Annotated in this window: 15 protein-coding genes; 8 read left to right on the forward strand and 7 right to left on the reverse strand. The window is 64.4% G+C overall.

Annotated features, from left to right (window positions below; all coding sequences use genetic code 11):
• Positions 1-7: 7 nt before the first annotated feature.
• On the reverse strand, positions 8-793 hold the full coding sequence (locus G513_RS0103875) for a cytochrome C assembly family protein (RefSeq protein WP_022975513.1): 786 nt from the start codon (positions 791-793) through the stop codon (positions 8-10).
• Between the two features lie 129 nt (positions 794-922).
• Between G513_RS0103875 and G513_RS21245 the strand changes: the two genes are divergently transcribed.
• Positions 923-1,687: a 3',5'-cyclic-nucleotide phosphodiesterase gene (locus G513_RS21245; protein WP_022975514.1), complete on the forward strand. Its 765-nt coding sequence runs from the start codon at positions 923-925 to the stop codon at positions 1,685-1,687.
• A gap of 58 nt (positions 1,688-1,745) precedes the next feature.
• Positions 1,746-3,113, forward strand: a complete 1,368-nt coding sequence (ffh, locus tag G513_RS0103885) for a signal recognition particle protein (protein ID WP_022975515.1) — start codon at positions 1,746-1,748, stop codon at positions 3,111-3,113.
• Between the two features lie 33 nt (positions 3,114-3,146).
• Here the strand turns inward: ffh and G513_RS0103890 are convergent, their stop codons facing one another.
• From G513_RS0103890 to G513_RS0103905, 4 genes are all read right to left on the reverse strand, one after another.
• On the reverse strand, positions 3,147-3,749 hold the full coding sequence (locus tag G513_RS0103890; protein WP_022975516.1) for a nucleotidyltransferase family protein: 603 nt from the start codon (positions 3,747-3,749) through the stop codon (positions 3,147-3,149).
• Positions 3,746-4,864: an XdhC family protein gene (locus tag G513_RS0103895; protein ID WP_022975517.1), complete on the reverse strand. Its 1,119-nt coding sequence runs from the start codon at positions 4,862-4,864 to the stop codon at positions 3,746-3,748. The genes G513_RS0103890 and G513_RS0103895 overlap by 4 nt, the downstream gene beginning before the upstream one ends.
• 67 nt (positions 4,865-4,931) lie before the next feature.
• Positions 4,932-7,205 carry a xanthine dehydrogenase family protein molybdopterin-binding subunit gene (locus tag G513_RS0103900; protein ID WP_022975518.1) on the reverse strand — a complete coding sequence of 758 codons (2,274 nt, stop codon included), beginning with the start codon at positions 7,203-7,205 and terminating at the stop codon, positions 4,932-4,934.
• Between the two features lie 20 nt (positions 7,206-7,225).
• Entirely contained in the window at positions 7,226-7,684 is a 459-nt protein-coding gene (locus G513_RS0103905; protein WP_022975519.1) for a (2Fe-2S)-binding protein, read from the reverse strand.
• 204 nt (positions 7,685-7,888) lie between these two features.
• Between G513_RS0103905 and rpsP the strand changes: the two genes are divergently transcribed.
• The 6 genes from rpsP (at position 7,889) to G513_RS0103940 (ending at position 12,389) form a co-directional block, all read left to right on the forward strand.
• Entirely contained in the window at positions 7,889-8,143 is a 255-nt protein-coding gene (gene rpsP, locus G513_RS0103910) for a 30S ribosomal protein S16 (RefSeq protein ID WP_022975520.1), read from the forward strand.
• 1 nt (position 8,144) lies between these two features.
• The gene (gene rimM / locus G513_RS0103915) at positions 8,145-8,669 is read left to right on the forward strand and encodes a ribosome maturation factor RimM (protein WP_028475111.1); all 525 of its coding nucleotides are present in this window, start codon (positions 8,145-8,147) and stop codon (positions 8,667-8,669) included.
• A 1-nt stretch (position 8,670) separates the two neighbouring features.
• The gene (trmD, locus tag G513_RS0103920) at positions 8,671-9,417 is read left to right on the forward strand and encodes a tRNA (guanosine(37)-N1)-methyltransferase TrmD (RefSeq protein ID WP_022975522.1); all 747 of its coding nucleotides are present in this window, start codon (positions 8,671-8,673) and stop codon (positions 9,415-9,417) included.
• Positions 9,418-9,456: 39 nt separating this feature from the next.
• Complete coding sequence (gene rplS, locus G513_RS0103925) at positions 9,457-9,807, forward strand: 50S ribosomal protein L19 (RefSeq protein WP_022975523.1); 351 nt, start codon at positions 9,457-9,459, stop codon at positions 9,805-9,807.
• Positions 9,808-9,977: 170 nt separating this feature from the next.
• A complete protein-coding gene (gene htpG, locus G513_RS21250; protein ID WP_022975525.1) occupies positions 9,978-11,864 on the forward strand; it encodes a molecular chaperone HtpG in 1,887 nt (628 codons plus the stop codon).
• A gap of 231 nt (positions 11,865-12,095) precedes the next feature.
• The gene (locus tag G513_RS0103940; protein ID WP_022975526.1) at positions 12,096-12,389 is read left to right on the forward strand and encodes a hypothetical protein; all 294 of its coding nucleotides are present in this window, start codon (positions 12,096-12,098) and stop codon (positions 12,387-12,389) included.
• A gap of 21 nt (positions 12,390-12,410) precedes the next feature.
• On the opposite strand, the gene G513_RS0103945 is transcribed toward G513_RS0103940, so the two are convergent.
• Both G513_RS0103945 and trxB read right to left on the reverse strand, forming a co-directional pair.
• Positions 12,411-12,875: a C40 family peptidase gene (locus G513_RS0103945; protein ID WP_022975527.1), complete on the reverse strand. Its 465-nt coding sequence runs from the start codon at positions 12,873-12,875 to the stop codon at positions 12,411-12,413.
• 90 nt (positions 12,876-12,965) lie between these two features.
• On the reverse strand, positions 12,966-13,919 hold the full coding sequence (gene trxB / locus G513_RS0103950; RefSeq protein ID WP_022975528.1) for a thioredoxin-disulfide reductase: 954 nt from the start codon (positions 13,917-13,919) through the stop codon (positions 12,966-12,968).
• Between the last annotated feature and the right edge of the window lie 139 nt (positions 13,920-14,058).

Raw genomic sequence — 14,058 nt, forward strand, 5'->3', positions numbered from 1 at the left:
GCGTGGCTCAATACCAGCTGCGTCCGAGCACTTGTTCGAGGATCACTTTCGAGCCGAAATAGGCCAGCACCAGCGCGGCGTAACCAGACAGCGCCCAGCGCACCGCGGTGCGGCCACGCCAGCCATGACGCATCCGGCCCCAGAGCAGCATGCCGAAGGTCAGCCAGGCGCAGAAGCTCAGCACGGTCTTGTGGACCAGGTGCTGGGCGAACAGGTTGTTGACGAACAGCATGCCGCTGAGCAGGGTCAGCGACAGCAGGAAGAAGCCGAAGAAGATCAGCTGGAACAGCAGCCGCTCCATGGTCTGCAGCGGCGGCAGCCGGCGCAGCAGCGTGATGTTCGCCGGCTTGCGCAGCATGCGATCGAGGCTCAGCGTGGCGATCGCCTGGATAGAGGCCAGGGTCAGCAGGCCGGCGCTGAGCAGCGAAAAGATGATGTGCAGGCCGATCTTCCAGTCCGCCAGCGGAATCGGATGGCCGTGATCGGTGAAAAACGCCGGCACCAGCGCCCAGATTGCGGTAACCGGGTAGTGCACCACGCCGAGCGCGTGCAACGGCTCGCGGAAGCAGAACACCCAGAGCATCAGCGAGGAGAGGAAGCCGAGCATCGACAGCGATTCGGCAATGCCGATCACCAGATTCGATCCGGCGATCACCTGCTGGCTCAGCGCCGCTGCGTGGGCGAGCAGCGCCACGGTCAGCACCAGATGTTCGCCCTCGATCTTGATACGCAGCGCACGCCAGCCGGCGATGGCGTACAGGATGGCGGCGATCAGGCTGAAGGTGAGGGACATGGGCGCTCGTTGTCGGCTGACCGGATAGTAACGTGCCGCAGGCAGCCTCGGAACAACGACCGGCATCTGCGCGGCCGGCAACGAAAACGCGCGTGCTAGATTTGCCGTCCGAACTCACTGCTGGGCGCAATGCAGATCAGGATTCTCGGATGTAGCGGCGGTATCGGGCCGGGTCTGCGGACGACGACCCTGCTGATCGACGGCGCGCTGCTGATCGACGCCGGCACCGGCGTCGGCGATCTCCAGCCGGCCGAACTCGCAGCGATCAGGACCGTGCTGCTGACCCACGCCCATCTCGATCACATCTGCGGCCTGGCGTTCATGGCCGACAACCTGTTCGGCGAGATCGATCACCCGCTCAAGGTGCACGCGATTCCGGAAGCGCTGGCAGTGCTGCGCGAACACATCTTCAACTGGAAGGTCTGGCCGGATTTCACCGCGCTGCCGGACGCCGAACATCCGCTGATCGTGCTGGAACCGCTGACGCCGGCCACTTCGCTGACGCTCGGCGCCTTGTCGATCACGCCGTTCCGGGTGTCGCATACGGTGCCGGCGGTGGGTTATATCGTCGATGACGGAAACGGCGTGTTCGCGTTCAGCGGCGATACCTACGCCCATGACCGGATCTGGGACTTCCTCAATGCTCTTCCGCGTCTCGATCATCTGATGATCGAAGTGGCGTTCCCGAATCACGAGGACGCGCTGGCCCAGCGGGCACGGCATTTCACGCCGGGCCGTCTCGGCAGCGAGCTGGGCAAGCTCAGGCATCGGCCGATGCTGCATCTGACCCACGCCAAGCCGGGCTCCGAAACGCTGATCGCCGAGCAATGCACCGTGGCGCTGGCTGGCTGGCAGTACCGGCACCTTCGGATCGGCGACGAGATCGTTGTCTAGAGCATCTGGCCGTCCGGCATAATCGCCGCGTTCCAAAACGCCAAGATCCTGTCTGCCCATGTTCGAGAATCTGAGTTCCCGCCTGACCCGCACGCTCGACGCGCTGCGCGGCCAGGGTCGCCTGACCGAAGACCAGGTCAACACCGCTGCCCGCGAATTGCGCATGGCGCTGCTCGAGGCGGACGTGGCGCTGCCTGTGGTCCGCGAGTTCATCGAGAAGGTCAAGGCACGCGCGGTCGGCACCGAAGTCGCCGAAAGCCTGACGCCGGGCCAGTCGATGCTGCGAGTCGTGCAGCAGGAACTGACGGCAACGCTCGGCGGCACTGCCGAACCGCTGAACCTCCGCACCCAGCCACCCGCCGTGATCCTGATGGCCGGCCTGCAGGGCTCGGGCAAGACCACCACCACCGGCAAGCTTGCGCTGCGGCTGCGCGAGGTCGACAAGAAGAAAGTCATCGTCGTCTCCTGCGACGTCTATCGCCCGGCGGCCATCGAGCAGTTGCGCGTCGTTGCCGGCCAGGTCGAGGTCGAATGGTTCCCGTCGAAGGTCGGCGAATCGCCGGTCGAGATCGCCAAGGCGGCGCTGGCCCACGCCAAGCTGCAGTTCGCCGATGTGCTGATCGTCGACACCGCCGGCCGCCTCGGCATCGACGAGGAAATGATGCTGGAAGTCGCGGCCCTGCACGCCGCGCTGAACCCGGTCGAAACCCTGTTCGTCGTCGACTCGATGACCGGCCAGGACGCTGCCAATACCGCCAAGGCCTTCGCCGATCGCCTGCCGCTGACCGGCGTGATCCTGACCAAGACCGACGGCGATTCGCGTGGCGGTGCCGCATTGTCGGTGCGCCACGTCACCGGCAAGCCGGTCAAGTTCATCGGCGTTGGCGAGAAGTCCGGCGCGCTCGAAGTGTTCCATCCGGATCGCATTGCCGCCCGCATCCTTGGCCAGGGCGACATGCTTGGCCTGATCGAGGAAGCGACCCGCAAGGTCGACACTGAAGCCGCTGGCAAGCTGGCGGCGAAGTTGAAGAGCAAGAAGAGCTTCGACCTCGAAGACTTCCGTCAGCAGATGGCGCAGATGGAACAGATGGGCGATATGGCCTCGATGCTCGAGAAGCTGCCCGGCGGCGCCAAGCTGCAGGCGCAGATGAAGAACGTGAAGCCGGAGAAGGAGATCAAGCGCGCAGTCGCGATCATCAATTCGATGACCAAGCAGGAGCGCCGCTTCCCGGATCTGATCAAGGCCTCGCGCAAGAAGCGCATCGCCCAGGGCGCCGGCCTTGAAGTGCAGGAAGTGAACAAGCTGATGCGCCAGTTCGACCAGACCAAGGAGATGATGAAGAAGCTCCAGGGCGGCGGCATGGCCAAGATGATGCGGGCACTGGCTGGCCGCATGCCGCCGGGCTTCGGGCCGCCGGGGCGCTGATTGCAGCGCCGGCAAGGGCGGCCGATGGTCGTCTTATGTGGGCGGCATCTTCAGCAGGTCTGACGGTCGGTCGATATCGAAGCCGGCCGCTGCCAGCGGCACCGCAACGACTCGCTCCGCATTCGCCTTGACGACACCGCGGGCGCCGTCGTCGCTGTCCAGCTTCTGCAGCGCCGGCAGGCAATCAGCCGGGAACAGGCAGGGCGGGCCGCGGTTATCGCCGAAGCCGGAGACCAGCAGACGGTCCGGTGATTGGCGATGCATCTCGGCCAGGCGCAGCAGGTCTTTCGACGTGACTTGCGGCAGATCGGCGAGCGTCAGCAGCACGCTGGTCGGCTTGCCGACGCGGGCGACCAAGGCATCAACGCCCTGGGCGATCGAGCGGCCGACGCCGCGCCACCATTCCGTGGCATCGACGATGGCCAGCTCCAGCCCGATCAGTTCCGCACGTACCAGTTCGCCGTGCGCGCCGATCACGATCTGCACCGGCAGGCCGGTTTCGATGGCGGTCACGGCGGCATGGCGAACCAGAGTGCAGCCATTCGGCAGTCGAGCCAGTTGCTTCGCGCTGCCATAGCGGGTCGAAGCACCCGCAGCCATGACCATGACGACAGGCGAAGCATTCGAAGCGTTCATGCGTGGATCGGTCCAGTCGTTTGACTGAGCGACTCTGCCGCGCGACCACTGGTCACCGCAAGGATTTCCGCACTGATCGCCAGCGCGATTTCTTCCGGCGTCTCCGAACCGAGATCGAGCCCGGCAGGCGCGCGCAGTTGTTCGGCGGAAAGCCCCGAGCCTGCGTACAAGCGCGCCGCCCGCTGGCGGGAGCCTAGCGAGCCGAGATAAGCGAGCGGCGCATCGCCGAGCGCGCGCAGGTAGTCGATGTCGCGGCCGAGGTTGTGGGTCATCACCACGGCGAAACTGCGAGCGTCGAACTCCAGCTGCCCGGCGATCTGCTGCGGCGTTGCCGTGACCCGGCGGACGTTGTCCGGCAGCAGGCCGCCCGACCAGGTACGTTCGCCGCGATCGTCGCGGTCGTCGACCAAAGTCACCTGCCAGCCGAGCACGGCGGCGATCCGCGCCAGCGCCACGGCGCCGGCGTTGATGCCGACGATGAACAGCGCATACGGCGGAATCAGCGCTTCGAGCAGTACTTCGTAGGCATTGCCGCCGTGCGTGAAGCGCTCGACGCTTGGCGCGATCGGCAGGCGGTCCAGCGCCAGATCGGCGAGCACGCCGCTGATCAGCCCGGCGCCGAATTCGTTGACGACGATGCGGCCTTCGTCGATGACCATGCGCCGCGGCTTCGGATTCATCACCGCGCCGTCGCGACGGTAGACGGTGGCCAGCACGCCGCTGCGGCGGGCGGCGAGACAGTCGGCAGCGGCGTCAATGAAATCGAGGTCGCGGGCCTTGGTCAGCGGCTCGATCAGCACTTCCAGCTCGCCGCCGCAGCCCAGTTCCAGCAGCGCATCGAGGCCGGACTCGCGGTCGTAGCGGACGATGCGGGCTGTACCGTCGGCAATCACTTCACGGGCGCGGCTGATGATGTCGGCCTCCGGACAGCCACCGGACAGGCCGCGCACCACAGTGCCATCGCCGCAGACCAGCATCCGCGCACCGGCACGGCGGAAAGTCGAGCCGCTGGTCTGGGTCAGGGTCGCCAGCGCGCCGCCGCCATGCGCGAAGCCGCTGTCGCTGAGCCTGCGCAGACCGGCGAGCAAGCTGCCGAATTCCTGGGGGGTGTTCATGGCCTCGTCCGAAATGAAAAGGGCCGCGACCCCGGCTGGCGGGGAGCGGCCCGGTTGAAGCTTGCGATCAAGCGCTCAGCTGGTCGCCGAACGGCAGCTTGCGGATGCGCTTGGCGGTCGCCGCGAACACCGCATTGGCAACCGCCGGACCGATCGGCGGCACGCCCGGTTCACCGACGCCAGTCGGCTTTTCGGCCGAGGCGACGAGATGCACTTCGATCACCGGCATCTCGTTGATGCGCAGCATCGGGTATTCGCCGAAATTGCCCTGGACGACCTTGCCCTGATCGAAGGTGATCTCGGAATGCAGGATCGCCGCGAGGCCGAAGCCGATGCCGCCTTCCATCTGCGCCTTGATCACGTCCGGGTTGATCGCCAGACCGCAGTCGACGGCGCAGACGACGCGATCGACTTTCAGCATGCCGTCGGCATCGATGCTCACTTCCGCCACTTCGGCGACGAAGGTGTTGAACGACTCGTGCACGGCGATGCCGCGGCCGCGCTTCATGCCTGCGATCGGCGCCAGCGGCTTGCCCCAGTCGGATTTCGCCGCCGCCAGTTCCAGCACGGCGAGGTGACGCGGCTGCTTTTCGAGCAGCGCGCGACGGAATTCGACCGGATCCTTGCCGGCCGCATGCGCCAGCTCGTCCATCATCGTTTCGACGGCGTACGCGGTATGCGTATGACCGACCGAACGCCACCACAGCACCGGCAGTTTGTAGTCGACCGAATGCAGTTCGACCTGCAGGTTGGTGATGTCGTAGCGGGTGTCCGAAGTGCCTTCGACCGAGGTGTGATCGACGCCTTCATGGACCATGTACGGCTCCAGCGCCGTGCCCTTGGCGATCGACTGACCGACGATGCGCTGCTGCCAGCCGATCAGCTTGCCGTCCTTGTCGAGACCGGCCTTGATCGCGTGCACGAACGCCGGGCGGTAGTAGCCGCCGCGCATGTCGTCCTCGCGGGTCCAGACCATCTTCAGCGGCGCCTTCACGCCTTTCGCGTACGCAGCCTTGGCCAGGGTGGCGGCTTCGACGATGAAGTCCGACTTCGAGCTGGCACGGCGGCCGAAACTGCCGCCGGCATAGAGCTGGGTGATGCCGACCTGCTCCGGCTTCAGCCCGAGCGTGGCAGCAGCAGCAGCTTGATCGAAGGTCTGGAACTGCTCGCCGTTCCAGATCTGGCAGGCGTCGCCGGTGTAATGGATGACGCAGTTCAGCGGTTCCATCGCCGCGTGGGCGAGGTAGGGAAATTCATAGCTCGCTTCGATCAGCTTGGCCGGCTTCTTCAGCGCGCCAGCCGCATCGCCGCGAGTGCCGGCGACCAGGCCTGACTTGGCTGAGAGCTCATGAAACTGCTTGAACATGTCGGCCGAGCTGAGCTTGAAGGCTTCGGCTTCTTCCCATTCGACGACCAGCGCATCGCGGCCTTGCTTGGCGACCCAGGTGTTTCTGGCGAGCACGGCGACGGCGGCGCGATTGACGCCCGGCACGGCATCGACGCGGATCACGTCGACGACACCGGCCACGGCGCGGGCCTTGCTGTCGTCGAAGCTCTTGATGGTGCTGCCGAAGTGCGGCGCATGCGCGAGCACGGCGACCAGCATGCCGTCGAGTTTCACGTCCTGCGTGAACTTGGCCGTGCCATTGGTCTTGGCGGCGGAGTCCTTGCGCGTGGCCGTCTGGCTGCCGATCAGCGTGAAGTCCTTCGGATCCTTCAGCACCACTTCGGCCGGCACCGGCTGTTTGGCGGCCTTGTCGGCCATCTGGCCGAAGCTGGCTTCCTTCTTCGAAGCGACGTGACGGATCGTGCCCTTGCTGACGGTGATCTCGGCAACCGGCACCTGCCATTCGGCAGCGGCAGCGCTGACCAGCATGGCCCGCGCGGTGGCGCCGGCCTTGCGCATCGGCTCGTGAGAATCGGCCATCGCGGTCGAACCGCCGGTGCCCTGGCCGCCGAGCAGGTTGTTCTTGTACTTGGTGACATCGGCCGGCGCGGCTTCGACCGAGACCTGCGACCAGTCGGCGTCGAGTTCTTCGGCGGCAAGCGTGGCAAGGCCGGTGAAGGTGCCCTGGCCCATCTCCAGATGCTTGGCGATCACCGTCACCGAGTTGTCGGCGCCGATGCGGATGAAAGCGTTCGGCTCGAAAGCTGGGATGTTGCTGGCGACTGTTGCGGCCGTGCCGGCGTCCTTCGACGAACAGGCGATCGGCCCCAGACAGACGCCGATGGCCAGTCCGCCGGTACCCTGCAGGAAGCTGCGACGGCTGACATTGATCAGCGGCGTGCTGGCGCTGTTGGCTTTGGCGTCGTTACCGGTGATGCGTTTCATGATGCCCATGCTGATGATCTCCGGTGGGTTCAGGCCAGCGCCGTGGCGGCGTCGTGGATCGCCGCTCGAATGCGGACATAGGTCGCGCAGCGGCAGACGTTGCCGCCCATCGCGCTGTCGATGTCGCTATCGCTTGGTGCCTTGTTCTTGGCCAGTAGTGCCACGGCCGACATGATCTGGCCGGACTGGCAGTAGCCGCACTGGACAACATCCAATTTGCGCCACGAAGCCTGTACCGCCGCGCCGACCTTGTCGGAAGCCACGCCTTCGATCGTGGTGATGTTCTTGCCGGCAGCGACCGAAACCGGCGTGACGCAGGAGCGGATCGGCTGACCATCGAGGTGCACCGTGCAGGCGCCGCATTGGGCAACACCGCAGCCGAACTTGGTGCCGGTCATGCCGACTTCGTCGCGGATGAACCACAGCAGCGGCATCGCCGCGTCGCCATTGTGGGTGTGCTTGACGCCGTTGATGGTCAGATCGGTCATGGGAGGCTCGGGAACGATAGTTGCCGCCATGATAAAGGAGGGAGGACCGACAGTGTTAACGATCGGTAACACTCAGTTGATCGTCGAAGCAAGCGCGCTCCGCGAGCAATTTACGGGCCGATCTTTCAATTTAAGGGGGCGGGCATTATCATTCCGCGCTTTCGCGTACCTTGCGTCAGCATTTCCTTAAGAGTTCAAAAGATCATGATGAAGATTCGTCTGGCCCGCGCCGGAGCCAAGAAGCGCCCGTTCTACCACGTCGTTGCGACCGATAGCCGTTCGTCGCGCGATGGCAAGTTCGTCGAGCGCCTGGGCTTCTACAACCCGAACGCCCGCGGCGCCGAGCAGAAGCTGGTTGTCGATACCGCCCGCATTGCCTATTGGCAGCAGAACGGCGCCCAGGTGTCGGAGCGCGTTGCCTACCTCGTCAAGAGCGTGCCGGTCGCCGCTGCCGCCTGAAGTGTCGGATAGCGCACGCCGGGTGACGCTGGGTCGCGTCGCTGGCGTCTTCGGTGTCAAGGGCTGGGTCAAGATCGTTTCCAACACCCGCCCGGCTGAAAACCTCCTGAAGTATCCCTTGTGGTGGCTGGGTGCTGACGATGGCTACGCGTCGGTTCTGGTCGATGCGAAAGCTCAGGTCAACGGCATCATCGCCCAGCTGTCCGGACGCGATGGCCAGCCGATCACCGATCGCGATATCGCGGCTCGGCTGGTCGGCAAGGACATTTCGGTTGATCGCACGGAACTGCCGCCGGCTCCCGCCGGCAGCTACTACTGGGCGGACCTGATCGGCATGAGCGTCGTCTCCAACAAGGACGAGCCGCTCGGCATGGTCACCGGAATGATGGAAAACGGAGTTCAGGATGTGCTGGTGCTGAGCGATGGGGAGGTCGAAAGACTGATTCCGTTCGTGCAGGGGCCGATCATCCTGTCGGTGGATACCGAAGCTCGGCGCATCGTCGCCGACTGGGCGCCGGACTACTGAGGTGAAGCTGGATGTGGTGAGCCTGTTTCCTGCGTTCGTGGAACAGGTGGTCAAGGTCGGTATCCCGCGGAAAGCGGTCGAAAGTGGTGCATTGCAGTTCCATGCCCGCGATCTCCGCAATTACAGCGATGGGGCCGACCGCCGTGTCGACGATCGTTCCTACGGGGGCGGTCCCGGCATGGTGATGGAGCCAGGGCCATTGGCGGATGCGATCGCTGCCGCGAAAACGGCGATTGGTGTCGAAGCCAAGGTCATTGCGTTGAGCCCGCAAGGCTTGCCGATGACCCAGGCGCTGGTGGAGCAACTGGCGGCAGAACCGGCACTCGTGCTGATCTGCGGACGCTACGAAGGGCTTGATGAGCGGGTCACGCCGCTGATCGATTTCGAAGTGTCGCTGGGCGATTTCGTGCTGTCGGGCGGGGAACTCGCCGCGATGGTGCTGGTGGACGCGATGGCGCGCTTGCTGCCGGGCGTGCTGGGGCATGAAGGATCGGCCGAAGCCGATTCATTCAGTACTGGCCTGCTCGATCATCCGCACTACACGCGGCCGCCGTTGTGGCGCGATGCACCGGTACCGGACGTGCTGTTGTCCGGCGATCATGCGAAAATCGCGCGTTGGCGTAGAAAACAGGCGTTAGGGGCCACTTTCCTGAAGCGACCTGATTTGCTGGAAAAGCTGCAAATCAGCCGTACCGATGCCGAGTTGCTGCGGGAGTTTCTATCCGAGCACTCCGGCGAGAAAAACTAGACGTCGAACGACGTCACCATTGAAACGAGGTGTTTTGACATGAGCAAGATCATTCAGGCGTTGGATGCAGAGACGATGGCCGGCAAGGTCATCCCGGATTTTCGCCCGGGAGACACGGTTGAAGTGAAGGTGAAGGTCAAGGAAGGCGACCGCGAGCGTCTCCAGGCCTATGAAGGCGTGGTCATCGCCAAGCGTTCGCGTGGCGTCAACTCCGCGTTCACCGTGCGCAAGATGTCGCATGGCGAAGGTGTGGAGCGCGTCTTCCAGAGCTACAGCCCGCAGGTCGCTGAAATCACCATCAAGCGCCGCGGCAGCGTCGCCCGCGCGAAGCTGTACTACCTGCGCGGCCGTCAGGGCAAGGCGGCTCGCATCAAGGAAAAGCTGGGCTAAGACTCGTCGCGCGCCATCACGGCGCGCCGCGGTCCTAAAAAAGCCGGCATCGGAAACGATGCCGGCTTTTTTGTGTCCGTCGTACTGCCGGAGTTCGTGCTCAACCCCTTGAAAGCCTTGCTGGATGAACCCAACAAGGCGGGGTTGGCCAACATCACCGAGAGCATTCCATGACCACCGATTCCGCCGCCCCGCAGCAATTCGAATTCCAGACCGAGACCCGCCAGCTGCTGAAGCTGATGATCCACTCGCTGTACTCGAACAAGGAAATCTTCCTGCGCGAGCTGATCTCGAATGCTTCGGACGCCGCCGACAAGCTGCGCTTCCTGGCGATCCAGGATCCGGCGCTGTTCGGCGAAGACACCGTGCTGGCCGTCGATCTGATCGTCGACAGCGCCGCTGGCACGCTGACCGTGCGCGACAACGGCGTCGGCATGAGCCGCGAGGATCTGGTCGACAACCTCGGCACCATCGCCCGTTCCGGCACCAAGGCGTTCATGGAGCAGCTGTCTGCGGACGGCAAGAAGGACGCGCAGCTGATCGGCCAGTTCGGCGTCGGCTTCTACTCGGCGTTCATCGTTGCCGACAAGGTCACGGTCACGTCACGCCGGGCCGGCGAGACCGCAGCACATGTCTGGGAATCGACCGGCGAGGGCAGCTATTCGCTGGAGCCGGTCATCAAGAACGAACGTGGCACCGATATCACGCTGCATCTGCGCGACGACGAGAAGGAGTTCCTTGAAGCCGGCCGCATCGGCCATCTGGTGCGCAAGTACTCCGACCACATCGGCCTGCCGGTGCGGCTGAAGGTCGATGACGGCGAGGTCGAGACGCTGAACAAGGCCGCAGCACTCTGGACGCGTCCGAAGTCGGAGCTGAGCGACGAGGACTATCACAGCTTCTACACCGCGCTGTCCTTCGATCCAGGCAAGCCGCTGAGCTGGGCGCATCAGCGGGTCGAAGGCAATCTCAGCTACATCTCGCTGCTCTACATTCCTGGCGCCGCACCGTTCGATCTCTGGGATCGCGACAAGACCCGCGGCCTGCAGCTGTACGTGAAGCGCGTGTTCATCATGGATCACGGTGCCGAGTTGCTGCCGGCCTATCTGCGCTTCGTCCGCGGTCTGGTCGATTCCGATGATCTGCCGCTGAACGTGTCGCGCGAACTGCTGCAGGGCAATCGCAATGTCGAGAAGCTGAAGTCCGCACTGACCAAGCGAGTGCTCGACATGCTCGACGATCTGGCCAAGAACAAGCCAGACGACTACGCGAAGTTCTGGGACATCTTCGGCGCCGTGCTGAAGGAAGGTCTGGTCGAGGACGCGGTGAATCGCGAGCGCATCGCCAAGCTGTGCCGCTTCGATTCCACCACCGGGACCGATGGCGCCAAGGTGTCGCTGGCCGATTACGTGGCCCGGATGCCGGAGGGCCAGACCAAGATCTATTATGTGACCGGCGACTCGCCTGCCGCTGCGCGCGCCGTGCCGCATGTCGAAGGCTTCCGCAAGAAGGGCTGGGAAGTGCTGCTGCTGTCCGATCGCATCGACGAATGGGTGGTCATGCACCTCAACGAGTTCGACGGCAAGCAGCTGGAATCCTGCGCCGTCGGCGGCGCCGATCTGGCTGCGGACGCCAGCACGCCTGAGGAGAAGGAAAAGACCGAGACCGAATTCGCGCCGCTGCTTGAGCGGCTCGGCAAATCGCTGGGCGCGAAGATCGAAAGCGCCAGATTGTCGTCGCGTCTGGTCGAATCGCCGGCCTGTCTGGTGGCGCCGGACTTCGGCTACAGCCGTCGCCTGGAGAAGATTCTCAAGCAGGCAGGGCAAGCCGCGCCGGCCATGCCGCCGGTGTTGGAAATCAATGCCGAGCACCCGCTGGTCGAGCGTCTGAAAGCCGCCGGCGATGGCGAATTCGATGATCTGGCGGCGATCCTGTATGACCAGAGCGTGCTCGCCGAAGGTGGCCAGCTCGAAGATCCGGCCGCCTTCGTGCGCCGGCTCAACACGCTGATCCTGTCGAATGCCAAGCCCGAAGCAGGCCGGATCGTCATCGACTGAGGTTCAGGTTGCCTCGGTACTGACGGATCGAACGGCACGACTGTTTTTCGTCGTGCCGTTTTTTTGACGCGATTCGTCCAGAAGCCGCGGGAACAGAACTTGTAAAGACCTGGCCGGGAACGGCGAGGGATTGACGTGCAGGGATCGCAGCCACGAGAGAGTGGTCCGCCATCTGTGGATGGGCGCAGCTCGCGACCCCGCCTGTCTGGTCGCCGGCGATTTGCCGCAGCGATGGCCGGTGCCTCGGTACTGACGCCGCTGGTGGTGGTGCTGACCGCCTCGATGATGGCGCTGCTGCTGCAGGGCGGCCTGATCAGTCCTCACAACCGCATCGCGCAGACGCTGGATTCACTGATGCGTTCGATTCCTGAAACTGCGGCGCCTGAAAGCGAGCGCCGTTACGGAGCCTGCGGCGACATCTGCACCGTCAGCGGCGCCTGCCGCCATGTGGTGCTGCACGGCGGCCTGCACGGCGGGCAGAAGGTGCCGATGGAAGTGCTGACCAAGGCGGAATCCTGTCGCTGATTACAAAGCACGCCTGCCGATTCACGGCAGCAGCCGGATCGTTTCCAGGTAGCGCTTCTTCCAGATCGGCGAAGCAACTTCGACCAGGCTGACCTGCCGCCCCGAGGCCGGCGCATGAATCATCCGGCCATCGCCCAGATACAGGCCGACATGCAGGCCACCGCCGTTCTCGAAACGGTAGAACAGCAGATCGCCGGGCTGTGCCTCGCTCAATGACAAGGTCTTGCCCGCATCGCGCTGCGAACGGGTATCGCGCGGCACGATCACGCCGGCTTCGCTGTACGCGAACTGCACCAGACCGCTGCAATCGAAGCCATCCGGATCGTGGCCGCCGTAGTGGTAGGGCCGGCCCAGCTGGCCGAGGGCGGTCTCGACGATATGCTGGCGCAGTGCGAGATGATCCGGCGTCGGGCGGCTCGCACAGCCGCCAAGCAGAAGGCCGATCAGCGTCAAAGCAATTAGAACAACGGAGCGGGGCAGCGACATGGCCGGCACTGTGCCAGTCGCGCGGCCAATAAAAAACCCTCGCGTCGACATTGCTCGTGCGAGGGTTCTGCTGTTACTGCTGACGGCGCTTCAGCCGCCGTGCAGCTTGTCCAGATAGCGTTCGGCATCGAGCGCGGCCTGGCAGCCGGTGCCGGCCGAAGTGATCGCCTGGCGATAGACGTGATCCATCACGTCACCGGCCGCGAACACGCCTTCGACGCTGGTCGCGGTGGCATTGCCTTCGCTGCCGCTTTTCACCTTCAGGTAGCCGCCCGCCATGTCCAGCTGACCTTCGAAGATGCCGGTATTCGGCGAATGGCCGATGGCGATGAACACGCCGGCCAGCTTGGCCTCGCGGGTGCTGCCGTCCTGCACGTTCTTGACCCGCATGCCGGTGACGCCGGTCGCATCGCCGAGCACTTCATCGAGCGACGAGTTCCAGATGATCTCGACCTTGCCTTCCGCCTGCCGCTTGAACAGCTTGTCGTGCAGGATCTTCTCGCCCTTGAACTTGTCGCGGCGGTGGACGATGGTGACCTTGCTGGCGATATTGGCGAGGTACAGCGCTTCTTCGACCGCCGTATTGCCGCCGCCGATCACGGCGACTTCCTGGCCCTTGTAGAAGAAGCCGTCGCAGGTCGCGCAGGCCGACACGCCCTTGCCCTTGAACGATTCTTCGGACGGAATGCCCAGGTACTTGGCGCTGGCGCCGGTGGCGATGATCAGCGCGTCGCAGGTGTAGCTGCCGCTGCCGCCGTGCAAGGTGAACGGCCGGTTCTTCAGATCGACCTTGTCGATGTGGTCATAGATGAACTGGGTATCGAAGCGCTCGGCGTGGCGGCGCATGCGGTCCATCAGATCCGGACCCTGCAGGTGCTCGACATCGCCCGGCCAGTTGTCGACCTCGGTGGTGGTCATCAGCTGGCCGCCCTGTTCGACGCCGGTGATCAGCACCGGTTTCAGATTGGCGCGAGCTGCATAGACCGCAGCCGTGTAGCCGGCGGGGCCGGAGCCGAGAATGATCAGCGGATGATGGTTGCTCATGATTTTTCAGTAACGAATTCGAGAAAGACCGGACGGCAGGCGCGAAGCATAAAGCCCCGCGGTGTGCAGCGGTGCGGCAGTGCACCATCGGTGGCAATGAGCGGATGATGGGGATGCATTCGCCGCTTCAAAGCCCCGG

The sequence above is a fragment of the Nevskia ramosa DSM 11499 genome, from assembly GCF_000420645.1.
GTDB classification, from domain to species: domain Bacteria; phylum Pseudomonadota; class Gammaproteobacteria; order Nevskiales; family Nevskiaceae; genus Nevskia; species Nevskia ramosa.